This window comes from Neolewinella litorea, from assembly GCF_004803465.1.
GTDB classification, from domain to species: Bacteria; Bacteroidota; Bacteroidia; order Chitinophagales; family Saprospiraceae; genus Neolewinella; species Neolewinella litorea.
Window position 1 is genome coordinate 12,842 of sequence record NZ_SRSF01000001.1, and the last position, 18,204, is coordinate 31,045.

General features: G+C 59.4%; 14 protein-coding genes. 6 read left to right on the plus strand and 8 right to left on the minus strand.

The features are described from left to right. Nucleotides 1–10 precede the first annotated feature (10 nt). Nucleotides 11–973, plus strand: a complete 963-nt coding sequence (locus E4021_RS00065; protein WP_168797396.1) for a plasmid pRiA4b ORF-3 family protein — start codon at nt 11–13, stop codon at nt 971–973. 48 nt (nt 974–1,021) lie between these two features. After that, on the plus strand, nt 1,022–4,117 hold the full coding sequence (locus E4021_RS00070) for a WD40/YVTN/BNR-like repeat-containing protein (RefSeq protein ID WP_136455854.1): 3,096 nt from the start codon (nt 1,022–1,024) through the stop codon (nt 4,115–4,117). 331 nt (nt 4,118–4,448) lie between these two features. Here the strand turns inward: E4021_RS00070 and E4021_RS00075 are convergent, their stop codons facing one another. From E4021_RS00075 to rpmI, 3 genes are all read right to left on the minus strand, one after another. Continuing rightward, a complete protein-coding gene (locus tag E4021_RS00075) occupies nt 4,449–5,660 on the minus strand; it encodes a serine hydrolase domain-containing protein (protein ID WP_136455855.1) in 1,212 nt (403 codons plus the stop codon). A 91-nt stretch (nt 5,661–5,751) separates the two neighbouring features. Further along, complete coding sequence (rplT, locus tag E4021_RS00080) at nt 5,752–6,099, minus strand: 50S ribosomal protein L20 (RefSeq protein WP_136455856.1); 348 nt, start codon at nt 6,097–6,099, stop codon at nt 5,752–5,754. A 67-nt stretch (nt 6,100–6,166) separates the two neighbouring features. Continuing rightward, nucleotides 6,167–6,361 carry a 50S ribosomal protein L35 gene (gene rpmI, locus E4021_RS00085; protein ID WP_099106111.1) on the minus strand — a complete coding sequence of 65 codons (195 nt, stop codon included), beginning with the start codon at nt 6,359–6,361 and terminating at the stop codon, nt 6,167–6,169. Between the two features lie 130 nt (nt 6,362–6,491). Between rpmI and E4021_RS00090 the strand changes: the two genes are divergently transcribed. Next, nucleotides 6,492–6,887: a VOC family protein gene (locus tag E4021_RS00090; RefSeq protein WP_136455857.1), complete on the plus strand. Its 396-nt coding sequence runs from the start codon at nt 6,492–6,494 to the stop codon at nt 6,885–6,887. Between the two features lie 38 nt (nt 6,888–6,925). Here E4021_RS00090 and E4021_RS00095 read toward each other — a convergent pair whose 3' ends face one another. Then, nucleotides 6,926–7,543, minus strand: a complete 618-nt coding sequence (locus E4021_RS00095) for a uridine kinase family protein (RefSeq protein WP_136455858.1) — start codon at nt 7,541–7,543, stop codon at nt 6,926–6,928. A 107-nt stretch (nt 7,544–7,650) separates the two neighbouring features. Here E4021_RS00095 and E4021_RS00100 point away from each other — a divergent pair, with 107 nt between their 5' ends. The 3 genes from E4021_RS00100 (at nt 7,651) to E4021_RS00110 (ending at nt 10,440) form a co-directional block, all read left to right on the plus strand. Further along, nucleotides 7,651–9,039, plus strand: coding sequence for a NupC/NupG family nucleoside CNT transporter (locus tag E4021_RS00100; RefSeq protein WP_136455859.1), 1,389 nt, complete (start codon nt 7,651–7,653; stop codon nt 9,037–9,039). Nucleotides 9,040–9,271: 232 nt separating this feature from the next. Further along, the gene (locus E4021_RS00105) at nt 9,272–9,823 is read left to right on the plus strand and encodes a nitroreductase family protein (RefSeq protein ID WP_136455860.1); all 552 of its coding nucleotides are present in this window, start codon (nt 9,272–9,274) and stop codon (nt 9,821–9,823) included. Nucleotides 9,824–9,861: 38 nt separating this feature from the next. Beyond that, nucleotides 9,862–10,440 carry a GNAT family N-acetyltransferase gene (locus tag E4021_RS00110; RefSeq protein ID WP_136455861.1) on the plus strand — a complete coding sequence of 193 codons (579 nt, stop codon included), beginning with the start codon at nt 9,862–9,864 and terminating at the stop codon, nt 10,438–10,440. 8 nt (nt 10,441–10,448) lie between these two features. On the opposite strand, the gene E4021_RS00115 is transcribed toward E4021_RS00110, so the two are convergent. The 4 genes from E4021_RS00115 to E4021_RS00130 all read right to left on the minus strand — a co-directional run bounded on the left by E4021_RS00115 (nt 10,449) and on the right by E4021_RS00130 (nt 18,120). After that, a complete protein-coding gene (locus tag E4021_RS00115; RefSeq protein WP_136455862.1) occupies nt 10,449–12,083 on the minus strand; it encodes a TonB-dependent receptor in 1,635 nt (544 codons plus the stop codon). Nucleotides 12,084–12,094: 11 nt separating this feature from the next. Beyond that, nucleotides 12,095–15,226: a tetratricopeptide repeat protein gene (locus E4021_RS00120; protein ID WP_136455863.1), complete on the minus strand. Its 3,132-nt coding sequence runs from the start codon at nt 15,224–15,226 to the stop codon at nt 12,095–12,097. 66 nt (nt 15,227–15,292) lie between these two features. Further along, nucleotides 15,293–16,912 (minus strand): GMC oxidoreductase, encoded by a 1,620-nt coding sequence (locus tag E4021_RS00125; RefSeq protein ID WP_136455864.1) that lies wholly within the window; start codon nt 16,910–16,912, stop codon nt 15,293–15,295. A gap of 41 nt (nt 16,913–16,953) precedes the next feature. Next, complete coding sequence (locus tag E4021_RS00130) at nt 16,954–18,120, minus strand: hypothetical protein (RefSeq protein WP_136455865.1); 1,167 nt, start codon at nt 18,118–18,120, stop codon at nt 16,954–16,956. Nucleotides 18,121–18,204 lie beyond the last annotated feature (84 nt).

An 18,204-nucleotide genomic window follows, 5' to 3' on the forward strand; every position in this document is an offset into this window, starting at 1 on the left:
TATGCATACTATGTCAACCGACAATTTACAACAAGCAATTTCAACGGCGGTGGCCGAGGTGCGCCGCCGTCGGGCCGGACTCACGCCCGCCGATGTTGAGGCAGCCTACACCGCTTATCACCACCATTTCGCGAACCGGGAGGAAGACCCGCCGGTGTCGCAAAATGCGGATGAAGACGAACTGCTGCTGGCCATTTGGGATGTGATTGTCGATCGCGAGACGGAAGGTATGGATAGCCCGGATGAAGAACTGGAAGACTACTACGCAGCGGCCTTTACGGCTTTACTGAACGACGAACCGGAGTCCACGGAGCCGGCCGGCGAACCCGTTGCCATGGCTCAGACCGTGGAGGTTGCTACGGAACCAGCCGAACCGACGGAAGTAATCCCCGAGGGGGACAGCGAATCGGTGAGCACCCTGGAAAGTGAGCAATCGGAACCCCAAGAGTCTATCTATTTGGTGCGCATTACCCTGGACGGCAGCCGTCCGACCATCTGGCGGGAAGTCCTCATACCCTCCGGGACACGCCAGAGTTTGTTGCACCACATTATCCAGGCCGCCATGGGCTGGCGGGGGACGGAGGACTATCAGTTTTTTCCCTCCCTGCACCGCGAGCAGAATCGCCCGGGAGAACCTACGCTGGGTGACCTACTCGGAAAAGTGGGGGAGCAGTGTGGTTACGAGTTCGATAATTGGTACCACGACCTGGAGCTGCGGGATATTCGTCAAGCGCAGGGACGCACGCACTATCCCGTATGCATTGCCGGCGCGCGGGCCTGTCCGCCGCAGGACATCGGCGGTGTAGCCGCCTACAACGAAAAGATCAAGATCCTGAACGATCCCAGCCACTACGAATACGAGGAACTCGCGAGCTGGCTGACGCAGGATTTCAACCCCGGTGCCTTCAATATGGACCAGACCAACCTGCGCCTGGGGCAGTACGGTGACAATACCTTCCACGCGGTAGTTTAGGCGGGTTCGGGGGAATAGTTATCTTCATCCCCAAACCAAATCTAACCTATGCGACTGTTTTCTACCGTTTTCCTGGTCCTCTGCTGCGTGGCACTGACGGCCCAGGAAGTGGACGAGAAGCTTTATTCCTCTCTCCAATTCCGCAATATCGGTCCCTTCCGGGGCGGTCGTTCCGCCGCCGTTACGGGCGTGGCCGACAAGCCGAACCTTTACTATTTCGGGGCTGCCGGCGGCGGTGTCTGGCAGACAAAGGACGGTGGACAAACCTGGACCAACATCTCGGACGGCTACTTCGGTGGCAGCATCGGCGCAGTGACTGTGGCAGAGAGCAACCCCAATATCATTTATGTTGGTGGGGGAGAAGAGACCGTGCGCGGCAACGTCAGTTACGGCTCTGGCATGTGGAAGTCGATCGACGCCGGTAAGACCTGGGAGCAGATCGGCCTTGAGGACAGCCGACACATCGCCCGCGTGCGGGTGCATCCACGCGACCCTGACCTGGTGTACGCCGCGGTTATGGGCGACCTTTACAAGGACACCGAAACCCGGGGTGTGTACCGCAGCAAGGACGGCGGACAAAACTGGGAACGCGTGCTTTTCGCCAACGCCGGCGCCGGTGCGGTGGACCTGAGCATGGACCCCTCCAATCCCCGCGTACTATATGCCTCCACCTGGAAGATACGCCGCACCCCCTACAGCCTCGAAAGCGGTGGCGAAGGCAGTGGCCTGTGGAAGACCACCGACGGGGGTGATACCTGGACCGAAATCACCGGCAACAAAGGACTGCCCAAGGGAACCTGGGGCATCAGCGGTGTATCCGTCAGTCCGGCCGACCCCAGCCGCGTGTACGCTATCATTGAAAACGAAGCCGCCGGTGGCGTATACGTCAGCAACGATGCCGGCGAAACCTGGTCGGCCCGCAGCGACGACCGCGCCCTGCGGCAGCGCGCCTGGTACTATACCCGCATCTATGCCGATCCCCAGGACGTCGATGGCGTGTACGTCATGAACGTAAGCTACCACCACAGCACGGACGGCGGCCGGACCTTCAAATCCAACAACGCACCCCACGGCGACCACCACGATCTGTGGATCGCCCCTGAGAACAACGAGCGCATGGTCATCGCCGACGACGGCGGCGCGCAGGTCTCCTTCGACCAGGGCGAGAACTGGAGCACCTACCACAACCAACCTACCGCGCAGTTCTACCGCGTGGTCACCGACAATGACTTCCCCTACCGCATCTACGGCGCTCAGCAAGACAACAGCACCGTGCGGATCAGCCACCGGACCGACGGCGGCACCATTGGAGAGTCTGACTGGGAAGCCACCGCCGGAGGCGAATCGGCCCACATCGCTCCGGATCCCGAGAATCCGGATATCGTGTACGGCGGCAGCTACGGCGGCTTCCTCACGCGCTACGACCACGAGAATAATCAGGTGCGCGCCATCAACGTATGGCCCGACAACCCGATGGGCTACGGAGCGGAGGGCATGAAGTACCGCTTCCAGTGGAACTTTCCGATCTTCTTCAGTCCCAACAATCCGGACGTACTGTACACCACCAGTCAGCACGTACACCGCAGCACCGACGAGGGGGAGACCTGGGAGATCATCAGCCCCGACTTAACCCGCAACGAAGCGGAAAAGCTCAAGAGCAGCGGGGGACCCATCACCCAGGACAACACGGGCGTGGAGTACTACGCAACCATCTTCGCCGCCACGGAGAGCCCCCGGGAGGCCGGTGTGATCTGGACCGGCAGCGACGACGGTCTGATCCACGTGACCCGCGACAACGGTGAAACTTGGACCGACGTCACGCCCAAGGAAGCCCCTAAGTACATCATGTGGAACAGTCTGGACGTGGACGTCCGCCAGGACGGCGGCATTTACGCCGCCGGAACGGCTTACAAGTCAGGAGACTACGCTCCGTACCTTTTCCACAGCGCGAACTACGGCAAGACCTGGCGGCGCATCGACGCAGGCATCCCCCGGGAAGACTTCACCCGCGTAGTGCGGCAGTACCCTGGCAATCCGGAGGTATTGGTGGCCGGAACGGAGAGCGGACTATACCTGAGTCTGAACGACGGAAAAAGCTGGCGTTCCTTCCAGCAGAACCTGCCCATTGTCCCGGTGACCGACCTTACCTTCAAGGACGACGATCTTATCGTGGCCACCCAGGGGCGCTCTTTCTGGATGATCGACGACCTGACCCCTCTCAAGCAGTTGAAGGAGGTAGCCAATAATGCGGACTTCCACCTTTTCAAGCCGGCAGATGCCTGGCGTCTGGGGGGCAGCAGCCGGAGTAGCCGGACCGAAGGGCAGAATCACCCCGGCGGAGTTAATTTCCAGCTGTACCTCAGCGAAAAAGCCGCCAAGGATTCCCTGCCCATGACGCTGGCCATCCTGCAAGACGGCGACACCATCCGCCAGTGGAGTACCACGGCTGAGGAAAAGCCGAATAAACTGGAATTGAAGGCCGGCGGTCAGACCATCAATTGGGATATGCAGTACCCCGACGGCACCGAGTTCGATAACATGATCCTGTGGTGGGCCGGTACCGGCGGACCAATGGCGCTTCCCGGCGACTACCAGGTGGCCTTCTCCTACGGGGAACGCGAACAGGTACGCGACTTCACCATCAAGCCGGACCCCCGGGTACAGGCTTCGGATGAAGACCGCGCGGCCCAGTTCGCCTTCATGAAGGAGGTGCAGGACAAAACCAGCGAGGCTCACCAGGTCATCATCGACCTCCGAAAGGTGCGCGGACAAATCAAGGATTTCCAGGACCGTATCGATAATCAGGAGGTCATTGACTTTGGCAAGACCATCATCGACAGTCTGACGGCCATCGAGGAGACGCTGTACCAGACCAAGAACCGCAGTGGCCAGGATCCCCTGAACTACCCGATCCGTCTGACGAACAAGCTAGCGCACCTGAACAGCCTGACCGGCATTGGTACCTACCGGCCAACGGCCGCGGCCTACGCCGTAAAGGAGGAGCTCACCGCCCAGATCGACGCGGAACTGGAAGAGTACCGTCAGATCGTCCGGGAGAAGATCCCTGCCTACAACAAACTGATTCTCGAACGCGGGGTGCAGGTCATCAGCCCGCCCAACAGTAAGAGCAGCGCCCGGAAATAGCCTCCGCCGCTCCACGCAACAGCCCCTTTCCACGTCGTGGGAAGGGGCTGTTGTTGTTGTGTGGGGTATATCTGCTTTGATATTTTGGGTGTAGGGTTACTTTGAAACCTGTGTGACGGCAGGCCCGGAACCTCCACCCGCCGGGTGGAGTGAGTGCTGTGCGGGGCATTAGGGGATTGGCCCACGCGGTGCGTGGGTTTTCCGGCTCGTGTCGTGGCTAGGTGGAGTTGATAAAGCCGGAACCTCCACCCGCCGGGTGGAGTAAGTTCTGGGCGGAGTATTAGGCTTTGGCCCACGCGGCGCGTGAGCTATCCGGTCCGTCAGAGAAGCATCAATCGCCCAGGGCCTGGTACACCATCTGGCGGAACTTCCGTTCCAGGTAGCTGGAGTAGGGCGAGCGCTGGGAAAGCATAATGGCGATCATATTTTCCGCCGGATCTACGAAGAAGTAGGTAGAGTACGCGCCGCTCCAGAAGTACTGCCCTTTCGAACTCGGTACCCCATATTCGGCTACATCGGTGATGATGCCGAACCCGAGTCCGAAGCCCTGTCCGTCCTGCCGCATATCGCCCACGTGGTTCATCGTCATCAGTTCTACGGTCTTCGGACTGAGGTACTGACGGCCGTCCAGTTCTCCCTTGTTGAGCAGCATACGGGCAAAGCGCAGGTAGTCCTGGGCGGTGGAGTACAGGCCGTGGGTCCCGCCGAATATCGTATTGCCGCTGGTCGGCAATTGCATGGCGGCATGGACGATGGTACTGTCGGTCACCTGATGATTGGCAACCAGTCGGACGGCTTGATCAGAAGGGATATTGTAGCCGGTATCCTTCATGCCCAGCGGGTCGAAGAGGCGATCCCGCAGAAATTCCGCTACGGATTGCCCGGAGAATACCTCGATCAGGCGCGCAAGAATATCGGGGGAGGCACTGTAGTACCACTGTTTGCCCGGCTGACCCACTAGGGGCAAACTGGCAAGGGTATTTACCCGATCAGCAATATCAGCCTGCGGCTGGTAGTAGAGGGCGCGGGCGATCTCGTTGTCGAGCGTGGTGCCGCCCAGCCCATGAGAAAATCCTGCGGTATGGGAAAGCACCTGCTCGATCGTGACCTCGCTTTCTGCCGGGTCAGTCTCTACGCCCACCCCGTCCGCAGTGTTTTTTGCCACCCGCAGGTTCTTGAATTCGGGCAGGTAATCCGACACCTTATCGGTGAGCTGGAAATGGCCCTCCTGGTAAAGCATCATAAAGGCCACCGATACAATCGGCTTCGTCATGGACATGAGGTGGTACAATTGGTTGGCTTGCAGGGGGATGCCGGTGTTCAGGTCGCTGACCCCTTTCGTACTATGATAACCGATGGTGCCGTTGCGAAAAATGATCGTTTCGGCCATGGGCATGGTCCCGTCCTCAATCTCCCGGTCTACCCATTTGCCGTAGCGGTCCAGTCCCTCCTCGGTCAGCCCAGCGGTGGATGCATCTTGCGCGGACGCGGGTGCAAGGCATAACAGGAACAGCAGCGAGAGTAGGGTAAAGCGCATCTTCATAGTGGAATGGTGAGTACGAAAAGTAGGCAAAAAATAGAAAGCCCCTGTAGCCGGAGGCTACAGGGGCTTCGAAGGGGCAGGGGGGGAAGCCCTACTTATCGATGGTATTGACCACGGCGGAGAACGCGGTGGGGTGGTGCATGGCCAGGTCGGCCAGGACTTTGCGATTGAGACCGACACCGGAGGTTTTCAGGCCGTGCATGAGCCGGCTGTAGGTGGTGCCGTTCTGCCGGGCTGCGGCGTTGATACGGGCGATCCAGAGACGGCGGAATACGCGCTTCTTGTTGCGGCGGTCGCGGTAGGCATACTGCATACCCTTGTCGACGGCATTTTTGGCAACGGTGTAGACCTTGGAGCGGGCACCAAAGTAACCTTTGGCGGCTTGAAGAATGCGCTTGCGGCGCGCGCGGCGGGCAACCGCATTAACTGAACGTGGCATAAAAGATGGTTTTAGTACAGCACGGGGACCTTGGAGGGTTCTTAGGACCCGTACTCTCGTTAAAAAGTTACTTACAGAGCAGGCGCTTGATCCGCTTCTCGTCGGCGTCGGAAACCAGGGCACCGTCGCGGAGACGAAGCTTGGCTTTCTTGGACTTGTTGCGCATCATGTGCGAGGTGTAAGCCTGAAAACGCTTCACCTTACCGCTGCCGGTAATCTTGAAGCGTTTCTTTGCACTGCTGTGCGTTTTCATTTTAGGCATGGCACCGGTTTTTACAAATGGAGCGCAAAGGTAACGAATGAAATCCTTTTCTACAATGCGATCCCAGGGAAATTGCGGGATTTAGCAAGATTGCGCCGGCTTCCAGAGGCGCTTCCCTACTTTCGCCCCCATGGCACAACACATTGCGCAGCTGAGCCTGCTGGTACGCGAATACGACGAGGCAATCCATTTTTATACACAGGTGCTCAACTTCGATTTGTTGGAGGATACACCGCTCTCGGCTACCAAGCGGTGGGTGAGGGTACGCCCCAGCGGTTCGGCAGGCTGCGGGATTCTACTGGCGCGGGCCGCCACGCCCGAGCAGTACGCGGCGATAGGTAAGCAGACCGGAGGACGTGTTTTCCTGTTCCTGGAGACCGATAGTTTTGATCGTGACTACGCCAATTTGCGTAAGCACGATGTGAAGATCGTAAGGGAGCGGTCGGAAGAAGACTTTGGCACCGTGGCAGTATTTGCTGACTTGTACGGCAATCTGTGGGACCTCATTCAGCGCAATGATGGATAACCCACTGCGGCACGCCCCGGTCGGGGATAGCTGGCCCTCTATGAAATCATCTTTTCCACGAAGGCCCGGACTACGGCCAGGCCCATGTTGAAGTCCGTGTTGTTATTCACGATCAGGTCGGCCTGTTCCTTGTGGGGGTGCACGTACTTTTCGTAGGCGGGAAGTACGTGATGCTCGTAGCGGTACAGCACGTCCTCCAACGGATAATTACGCTCGACGCGGTCGCGCTTGATCCGGCGTACTACTTTAAGGTTGTCCTTGGCGTGCAGGAAAATCTTCAGGTCGAGCAGTTTACGCAACTCCTTGTAATGGAAGACGAACAGTCCTTCAACGATGATCACCGGGGCGGGGTGGAAAGTGAGGAGGCTGGCTTCCGCCAGCTCATTGTTGAACACGTATTCCTGCCGCTGAACGGTCTTGCCCTTTAGCAGCCGTTTTAGGTCGTTGACAAACTCCTTGCGGTAGATCGAAGCCGGGCGGTCGAAGTTGTGAATGCCACGTTCGTCGCGTTCCTGGTCTTCGCGGGGGACGTAATAATCGTCCATGCTCAGCAGACAAACCTTATCGTCCGGAAGCCCCTCCCGCAATTGCCGGATGAAGGTCGTTTTGCCGGATCCGCTGCCGCCGGTGATGCCAATGAGGAAAGGTTGTGCCATAACTGGACGCGAAGGTACGCAGAGCGCGATTGATGGACTTAACCTGCCGGTCACTTATCCTTTTCCTCCCTCATAATGGCTACCTTGCGGCCCACCGAATTGCTGCTATGTCATTTGCCTACGATCTTTTTCGCACCACGCTAGGAATGAGCGTGATGCTTGGTGTATGTTATCTGTTCAGTGCCAACCGTAGGGCTATCGACTGGAAGCTGGTGGGCATCGGAGTAGCCATGCAGTTCGTGCTGGCGGTGCTTATCCTGAAGGTGGACGGGGTAAGTCTGGTTTTCGATTACGTCGCCGCCGGCTTTCGCAAGACACTGGAATTTACGGCCGCAGGTTCTCAATTCCTCTTCGGCAGCATCGTGGTTGACCTGGACAGCTTCGGTTACATTTTTGCCTTTCAGGTCCTGCCGACCATCGTATTCTTTTCCGCTCTTTCGGCCATTCTATACTACCTCGGCGTCCTTCAGAAAGTCGTTTACGGGCTAGCGTGGTTGCTGAGTAAGGCGATGGGGCTTAGCGGTCCGGAAAGTCTGGCCGCCGCCGCCAACGTTTTTATCGGACAAACTGAAGCCCCCCTGGTGATCAAGCCGTATCTCGAACGCATGACCCGTTCCGAGTTGCTGTGTGTAATGGTCGGGGGCATGGCTACGATTGCCGGTAGCGTATTCGTGTCGTACATCGGCTTCCTCGGCGGGGCGGATCCGGAGAGCCAGCAGTTCTTCGCCCGCCACTTACTCACTGCGAGCATCATTTCGGCACCCGCGGCCATCGTCTGCGCTAAAATGCTGCTGCCCGAAGACCGCGCCGAACTGGTAGAATTAACCGGTACCCACTCCTCTGATCCTCATGAAGCCAAGGACCCCACCCAAGACAAACGCCTGGAAATGGCCGCCGACGACAGCAACAACCTGCTGGACGCCATCAGCAAAGGTACTGGTGACGGGCTTCGCCTGGCCATCAACGTTGGGGCTATGCTGCTGGTCTTCACCGCCCTGATCTATATGCTAAATGTATTTTTTGTCGGCGGAACTGATCTGGTGAACGACTTGGCTATTCGACTCGGCCTGACCGATCAGAACTGGAATGCGGGCATTGCCGGCGCCACGGAGGGCCGCTTTGAAGGGTTCAGTTTTACCTACCTGCTGGCGTTGATTTTCGCGCCCGTGGCCTGGGTTATCGGCGTGCCTACCGAAGACATAACCATCATCGGACAGTTACTGGGATTGAAAACTGTTATAAATGAGTTTGTGGCCTACGACACCTTCCGCGCTATTCAGGCCGACGGTGCGCCGCTGAACCCCAAAAGCGTTCTCATTGCCGCCTATGCCCTTTGTGGCTTTGCCAACTTCGCCAGTATCGGTATTCAAGTCGGGGGCATCAGTGCCATCGCGCCGGGTCAGCGCAAGAACCTGACCGAACTGGGCATGGTCGCTTTGCTGGGGGGCACCGTTGCCTGTTTGATGACGGGCACCGTGGCGGGTTTGTTTTACTAATAGAACCCCTCGCAAACCATAGGCGGCTGCGGGCAGGTCAGGTATTTCGCAGGTTCCCTGAATGGAGGGGAGTTTCCACAACGAGTCACGATGCCACATGGGCTGAACTTCCTGCCCAGTCAGGATAAGGAAGGAATTCCAGTACCTTACCCACGCTGATCTGAGGAACCATTCACTCTGCAGATTTTTGTTACCCTTGCACCTGCGCACCCGCCCAAAAAACCTAACAACTATGCTGCCCGCCATTCTTGCCCGTAAATCCGTTTTCCCACAATTCTTCACCGACCGGCCGGTGGAGGCGACTACGATTGGCAAACTGATCGAAGCGGCCAATCTTGCGCCGAGCCACCGCAAAACGGAGCCCTGGCGGTTTCGCTGCTACCTTGGGCAGGGGAAGGCACAATTGATGCGGGAGATGCTCGACGTCTATGGCCGGGAGAAGGTCGACGCTCCCGCGATCGAGAAAAAATTCGGTACCAAGGTCGAGCAGGCGGGGGCCGTACTGCTGATCTTCCTGCACCGCGACCCGAACGAATCGGTGCCGGAATGGGAGGAGATCGCAGCGGTCGGGGCGGCGGTAGAAAACCTGTGGCTCAGCCTCGACGCCTACGGGCTGGGCGGGTACTGGTCGAGTCCGGGCTTCGTATGCGGTGATTACGGGGCGTGGCCGGGCGCTGCCGACAATGAACGGTGTCTGGGGATATTCTATATTGGCTACCCCGACGCTCCCGACCTGCCACGCCCGCGCGGCGACTGGCAGGACAAGGTTACCTGGGTGCAATAGCCGGCCGGTATACCCTACAAACCCAATTCAACTCGCGCATGCGTCACCAACTGTTCAACATCGATACTGCCCTGATCACCCAGCGCTGCGTGGTACGCCGCTTCCGGGAGAACGACGGGAAAGCGCTGTACCGGCTGCTCGACAACAACCGCGACTACCTGCTCGACCATTTTCCCTACCTGATGGCGGAGGCCGGCCGGTCCAAGAAGGGAAGCGAAATTTTCGTGCGCGAGTGCATCGCCGAGTGGCTGCTGCAGAAACGCTACGCCATGGGCATCTGGCACAACGAAACCACCGAGTTGGTGGGCTTCGTACAGGTGTTCAACATCGACTGGGGCGTGCCGTCGGGTGAAGTCGGTTACTTTATCGACCGCGAACTGATCCGGCAGGGTATCATGACGGAAGTGCTGGCCCGCGTGGTACGCTTCGCCTTTCTGCAACTGGAGCTGGAAAAGCTGGTCATCAAGACCCTGATTGACAACTACGCAAGCCAGCGGTTGGCCCGTCGGGTTGGGTTCAGCCGGGAGGGGGAACTGCGGCACGAATACCGGTTGCCCGGCGGCACGCTGGTCGACCTGATGCGCTTCGGTTTTGCACGGGAGACCTACGGGGAATAAGCAGTGACCTAGAAACGTGCCGAGCCACCTACCATGAAGTTGGTTCCGATGGTGGGGTACTGGTAGAAGCGTTCGCGCTTGTTGTTCAGCAGGTTGTTGACCCTGACCCAGGCACCGAAAGTGTCGGTGATCGTGTACTCCGCATTAAGACTGAGGTCCAACAGGGCGTTGAGGTGATCGACGCCACCTTCCATGGTGCGGTAGGGCAGACCATTCTCCACGAAGAAGTCGGCGCGCAACTGCAGGGGCAGATTGCGCAGGGTATAGATCCCCGAGGCGTTGAGGCTCAGGCTGGGCAGGTGCCAAGGTTTTTCCTCGTCTTCCAGACTGTAGAATCGTTGGGTGAAGGTGGCGTTCAGGTCGAGGCCTTCCACCAGGGGCAGGGTAGCGGTACCCTGCAGGTAGATCTGGCTGCCGTCGTCGTAGATGACGTCGAAGCGAGGCACCCCGAAGCGGTCGCGGTTGGTCACGTACATGGCCAGATTGTCGAGGTACTTATATCCCGCTTCGGCCCGGTAAGCGATGGCGCGGAAAGTGCCCTCCACGCCCCCGTAAAAACGGGTGGCTTCGGAGTTGCGCAGGCGAAAGCGCGTATTGATCCAGGGATTGTAGTCCGAAAGGCTCTTCAGGGTATTTTTCTGAACGTTGCCCTCCACACCGGCGAAGGCGTTGATTAGTCCGTCCACCAGTACGGCCGAAGCCGTAAAATTGGGGAAAACGTCGAAGTCATCTTCCTGTCCGGTAAACCTTACTCCGGCCTTGAGTTTGACGCGGTCGGCTACCAGCACCGTGTAGCTTGGGCTCAAGCTTACCACGTTGAGGTTCTGACTGCTGGTGTCCTTGAAGCCCGTAAAGCTGGCCATAAATTCCACGTCCAGCGGATTGGTATCGTTGATCCACTTGGTGGCGGATACGGTGAGGTCGAGGTTGGATTCCCGTACCGATGGATCGGCGTTCATCAGGTAAAGGGCGATGCCGGCGCGGTAATCGAAGTTGCCTTCCGTACGTGTACCATTGTAGATCTCGGTGTGCAGGCTGAAGGTGTTAAAGCGCTGCTGCACCTCATTATCGCTGAAAGTGAGTGCGGAATCGCCCTCCATTTCCGAGAAGTTGTAGCCGTAGAAGTACCGGCTGCGGGTATCGTAGTTGACGCCGCCGCTCACCGCAAACCCCTGGTCGAAGAGGTAGCTGCCCTCGGTGCCGATGCGGGTGTCGCTGGCTTTCTGGTTCTCGACTTTCTTGTCGTTGTTGAAGCTGTAGTGGGTGCCAAAAAAGCCCAGGTCCAGGTTGTCCTGGCCGGTGAGGTCGTAGCTGGCGTCGGCGTAGAATGCATTGGGAACACCCAGACCGAGTTTCACCCATCCCTTATTGACGGGCGGCTGCTCTTCCCGGGCCAGGGCGCGGGGCCGGATGGTGGGTGCCGGATACTCGATGGCCAAGGGGCGGGGGAGGATGGAGTAGGTCTGCCGCCGGCTGGTGGTGTCGGACGGCGGTGGGGCCGGATTCACCTTGACGCGTTCGGCGTCGGTAAGCCGGGCCTCGAAGTTCGTGACCACCGTCACGCTGTTGTCTTCGAGATTGGTCTGGGAAAATAGGCTCAGGCTAGCGAGCAGGCAGCAGCCGAGAAGGGTGTGGCGTAGCATGTGCGGTAATATTAGTTGCCTCCGTTGTCCAGCTCAAGGCGGGTGGGATCGGTGGGTTGGTTGTTGAGTCGGCTTCCGGCCTGGATTTCGGCCTCTACGCGGGCCAGTTTCTGGCGGGCCTCAGCCACGATGGCGGCGTCTTCGGTGTAGTTCTCCAGCAGCGCTTCCAGGGCGGCGCGGGCATTGTAGAGGTCCTTCTTGTCGCGCAGTACGTCGGAAAGCAGGATGACCGTCTTGGCCACCCAATAAGGGTAACCCGAGCTTTCCCGGTTCGCTTCCAGAGCCAGTTGCTGGGCGCGATCAAGGTTGCCCTGCTGGTAGATGGCGTTGGCGCGCAGGTAGCGGGCTTCGGCCGTCCGCTCGTCCTCGCTGTTGGCAATCACCTGGTCGAAGTAGGGCAGGGCCCGTACAAAATCCTTTCGGTCGTAGGCGATCTTGCCCAGGTAGAAGTTGGCGATGGTGCGCTGGGCGGCGGTGGCGTTGGCGTTGTTGGCCACCTTTCCGGCGTATTCTTCGGTGGCGCGGGTATCATTCAGGCGGTAGGCCGACTGCAAGGCACCCACCTGGGCGTCGAAGCGGACCGTCTCATTGTCGGCCGCGGCCTCCAGCAGGGTATACAGTCGATACGACCGCTGGAAATCCTGGACACTGTTGTAAGCGATCAGACTGGCCTTTTTAAGGGCCGGCAGGTAGAAGCGGCTGGGTCCTGCGTTGATGACGGCCTCATAGTCGGGCAGGGCGTCGTTGTACCGCCGCAGGGCTACGTAGCTGTCGCCCCGGTAGAAGACTCCGGGCAGCGTATTAGGGCTCTGGGGGTACTGCCGCAGGTAATCGGTGAGCGCGGCTACGGCCCTCTCGTAGTTACCGTTTTCGTACTGGCTGACGGCGGCGCGGAAGCTGATGCTGTCGCGGGCGTCGGTGGTAATCTCCTGCCCAGGCAAAGTCTCAAAGAACTGGAAGAAGAGATCGGCACGGCCCATATCGTCGACGTAGATTTCGCGCAGGGCCTCACGGGCCCGGACGGCCTCACCTGGGGTGGGGTTGGAGGTGAAGACTTGCTTGTAGTAATTCACCGCTGCCTCGCTGTTGCCGAGGTTGTAGCTGATGAGTCCGAGTTGCAGCAGGCTTTGATTGACGAGGGGGGAATTGACCTTGTATTGCTTGATGATCGTCCGCAGCGGTTCTAGCGCCTGCTGGGGCCGGTTGAGCTCCTGGTAGGTGAGGGCCAACTGATAAAGGGCGTCGTCGGCAAACTGGCTGTTGGGGTAGTTCTGCACCAACTGTTCCAGAGCCAGCACCTTCTCGGCGCTGCGGCCGCGTAATCCTTCGATGAGGGCCTTCTGGTACAGGGCGTAGACGAAGCCTATGGTTTTCCGCTGGATGGCGTTGTCGTAGAAGCGCGCCGCCAGGTCGTACTGGTTGCGTGAGAAATACGCGTCACCGGCGCGGAGCATGGCATCGCCAAGTACCCGCTCGCGCACGTCGCTGTCGGTGATGTAGGGCAGGTTGCGCTCGATGCCTTCCACCGTGGCGGTGAAGTAGTTGAGGGCGGTAGCGTAGTTGTCCTGCTTAAGGTAGTTGTACCCCTGCAGGTAATTGCCGGTGTAAATGGAAGATTGGGGCGGCAGGTTCTGGACCGTTTTGGCCAGGGTCAGGAACTGGTTGGTCAGGTTGATGGAGGTAGCGTAGTCGCCCTGACGGTTGGCCAGGTCAGCCAGCCAGTACAGGGCCTGGGCGCGGTAACTGGCGTTGACCGGCCGCTGGAGGCTACTTTCGAGCAGGGCTTTGGACTGCACCAGTTCACCCTGGCCGAGCAGTTCCAGGCCACGGTAGAGGGCGGCACGCTGGTAGGCTTCGTCGAGCTGAGGGGAACGGTTTGGCATCGACTCCAGGATGTTGAGCACGCGCTGGTAATCCTGGGTGGTGGTAAAGACGTCGCTGAGCAGGGTTTGGCCCTGGGTATAGAAGGCGGATTCGGCGGGGATCTGCTCGATGGCGGTGATAGCATCGGCCGGATAGCCCAGTTCGTAGCTCAGTTTGGCGTAGTTGAAGAGGGCCTCCTGTTGTAGTTCCGGATCGAACGTCTGCCGGCCGGCGGCGGCGAAGGCGGTGCGGGCCCCAACGCCGTCGCCCGTCCGCAGGGCGATGTCGCCCAGGTAGAAATTGGCACTCTGGCCCACGGCGGTATTCTGTCCTGAAATTTCCCTGAAGGTCTTGCTTGCCTGGACGTAGTCTTGCGTTTGGTACTGAGAAAAGCCCAGTTGGAAGAGTTCTTCCTCCCGCAGGCGGCGATTGCCTTTGGCGTAGCTTTCGAGCAGGGGGCGGGCCAGGGCGTATTCCCCGCGCTCGAAGTAGGCCTGACCGAGCAGCTGTTCCATTTCCTGGCGGTTGCGCAGTCCCGATCCCCCCTGCTCCAGCAGCGGGGCGGCCAGCGCGATCAGCTCATCGTAGCGGCGCTGGGCAAAGTATATCTGGGCCAAGTAGTAGGGAATGTAGGAGGCGTATTCCGGAGATTTCTCGGCGATGCGGAACTGGTTCACCGCCACCTCATAGTTACCTTCGAAGAACTGGATGATGCCGAGGTAGTAGTTCGTGGGGTAGTAGTACTTGCCCTGGACGTTTCGGCTGAATTGGAAGTAGCGTTTGGCGGCCTCAAAGTCTTTCTGTACGAAGTTGGCGTAGCCCAGCCGGAAATGTACTTCCGCCTGCTCCTCGCTGTTCATCATATCCGTGGGCACCATCTCGTAATACTCCACGGCCTTTTTGAGCTGGTTCTCCTCGAAGTAGAAATTGGCGATTTCCAGCAGGGCGGCGTTGGCGATTGGGTCGGGCTGGTAGCGCCGCACGAAGTCGAGGATCAGCTTTTCGCCATCGCTCTTGCCCAGGCGTACCGCGAGTTTGGCCACGTTGAGCTCGGCCTGGATACGGAGCAGTTCGGCTTCGGGTTGGTGGACGGGGAGCAGCATGGTAGCTACTTCGGCGTACTCACGCTGGGCCTTGTCCAGGAGGTTCTTCTGCCGGTGGTCTTCGGCCTGTTTGAACGTCCGCCAGGCTTCGGTATACACGGTGGTGGCCTGGGCCATTACCGTCGTGGTCAGCAGGCTGCACAAGGTCGTGAGGAGAAAAAATCGTGTCAACTTCATAGTGGCTACGTCGATTGGGGGGCAAGATAGGCTTGCCCGGCTATAACGCAGACGGAGGGAAAAGAATTACGCTCCCCAACTGTCGTCGTCGCCCGCCACGTAGGTAGGCGCCAGGATATTGGCCTCGGCAATGTCCGCCATATAACCGTCCGATAGTGGATAGTCTTCGAGCGACACGCCCCCTTCGTTAAACCAGTCCTTGCGCAGGTGTTCGCTAACCCGGATAGCATTTGCAATAATGGTGAGGGTAGGGTTGGTCGCGCCCTGACTGGGTTGGAAGCTGGCATCGACTACGTAAAGGTTGTCTACGTCCCACGCCTTGCAGTTCAGGTCCAGCACGCTGGTGCGCGGGTCGGTGCCGAATTGCGCAGTACCCGCCTGGTGCCAGGTGAAGGCCAGGCCCTTGGTCGACCGCATGAAGTCGGTAAAGCCCTGCGGGCGCAGGTAGTTGTCCCGGAAGTAGTCCATCAGCTCGTAATGGCTCTCGCGGTTGTTGGGACGGTAATTGAATTTGATCCCCTTGTCGGTCCACTCCACCCGATTGCGGGGGTCGGGCAGGTCTTCGCTGGTGAACCAGAAATCGACCGCGTAACGCTGGATTTCCCGGGCCCGCTCCTCCGTGACCCCCTGATCCGCGTAGTCGCCCATGATGCGCGTCCAGTGCGCCTTGCCCGTGAGCTGAACGGTCCCCAGGGGGTAGGGGTGTTCCGGACTTCCGTCGTAAAAGTCGTGTACGCTCATCGTTTTCTGGAAAACGGTGGGGTTGGGATTGTCGTAGTCCATGGCGGATATACCGCTCTGGTTGTGCTTGGTGAAGTTGCGGCCTACCTGTCCGGAAGAGTTGGCCACGCCGGAGCGCAGCAGCAGGGCCGCGGTTTGGATCGCTCCGCAGGAAACCACTACCAGGTCGGCACTGAGGCTCATGGGTTGACCGTCGCGCACCAGTTCGACGCGGGTGATCTTCCCGCCTTCTTCGATCAATTTCTCTACCCGGCTACCCGTCCAGAGGGTGACGTTGTCGTGTTGCAGCGCGGGGCGCACCAGGGCAGTCTCGGCGTCGGATTTCGCGTGGAGCATGCAGGGGAAGGGGTCGCAGGTACCGCAGGCAATGCAGGGCCGCCGCCAGGGCTCGTCGATGTCTCGGTTCAACGCCAGGTTGGAATGGTGGGGGTGCAGGCCCATGCCCGCGAGCTTGTCGGCTACCTCCTGGATCCGCCGCTCATGGGGGAAGGCTTTGAAGGGGAAGGGACCGCTGGCCCACCCTTCGGTGAGGTCCTCGCCGCGGTTGCCGTGTACTTTCATTACGTGCTCGGCCATCATGTAGTAGGGCTCGTATTCGTCGTAGCCTACGGGCCAGGCCGGACTGATGCCGCCCTTGTGGCGCTGTTCGAGGAAGTCTTGCGGACGCTGCCGGTGCAGCAGCGCACCGTACATCTTGGTGTTGCCGCCCACATTGTAGTATACGATGGGATCGATGGTCTCACCGTCGGGACCTTCCCAGTGCTCGTCGGCCTTGTAACCGTCCTTGCCGAATATGAAGGCGGGGTCCCAGTTGCGGGTTTCGCGGGGCAGAAAGGTGCCCTGCTCGAGGATCAGGATCTTTTTTCCGGTATCGGCTAGTGTATAGGCTACGGCTCCACCACCGGCACCCGAACCGATGATGATGACGTCAAAATCCTGGGGCATACAGTTTGTTTAGTAACCTAATAACTGCCGTCGGTATTGGTTCAAATTCCCTCACCCACCGTCCGCAGGGCGACTTCCGTCAGCATCCTCACGCGGCGTGCGGGGCGCATGTCCGACAAGTCGGCCGGCTCGCCGAACCAACGGTGGAAAACGGCCCCCGCAAACAGGCGAAAGTAGGTGTAGCCGCCACCGTATTCCGCTGCAGCCCATAGTCCGATCGCATCCTCAAACTGGCCGCACTCCAGCGGGGCGAGCCCGGCGTTGCACAGGCGGGCGACCTCCCCGTCGCGCATGTTGGGGCGGACGGACAGACTGAAAGGGTTGCCGCTGAACCGCTTGAAGTAGTGCAGCCATTCCCGGTAGGGAATGTCGTCCTTCACTTCGGCCGGCGCAGCCGCGGCCCGGTAACAGATGTACAGTCCGGTGGCGGCGGCGCTCGGCTCAATGCTGCAGCGGTTCGTTTCCGTAAAGGCGGCGCACGGCAACCGGCTTTCGGCAAAGTGCAGTTCCTTGTCGATGTAGTCCGTCCACTGCTGCCGGGCCTTCACGGCGTAGGTCTCACCGTAGTAAGCATCGTAAAGCGAGAGGGCGTAGATCGCAGCGGCGTTGTCGGCCGGCCGGAGCAGGCTTTCGTCGGGCCGACTGATCAGGTGCTTGTAGTGCCCCCGGATCAGGCGTCCGGCCAGGTAGCGGCCGATGCGCTGGAAGTAGGGCGCGTAAGTCTCGTCGTTGGATGCCAGCTGGTAGTGGCCCAAGACGGCTCCGGCGTGGGCCAGGAAAAATACCTCCCGGTCCCAGTCGGATCCCGTTCCCCACTGCGGCAGGTTGCGGTAGCGCACCGACCAATCGGCCAGGCGCTTCAGGGTGCTCAGGATGCTATCGCGCTTTTCCGGCGCGTAGTCCAGTCCCCGGTACAGGGCCTGACTGCCCGTAGAAAACAGAAAGAGAGTCTCTTCTACTTCCCGCAGGTCGCCCGTGCTGTATAGATCACCGCGGTTGAGTTCCGACAGCAGCAGGCTCAGGTCGTAGCGTGCCTGTATGTGCTCCGTTTCCTGCCGGTAGATAGACAGCGTGCTTACCGACAACAGGAGGGCGGTAAACGCAGGTATCAGGGCCAGTCCCTTTCGTTGGTTCCGGTACAACCACCAGGTCGGTACCAGAAACACTAGACTGAAAAGAAGCGGTGGCAGTAGGCCGTAAAGGGACATAAGCACAAAGGTGAACGCCGCCGACCTTGCTGAAATCCTGTCGGTCGGCGGGCGCCGCAAAGGTAAACCGGGCCGGGCCGCGGA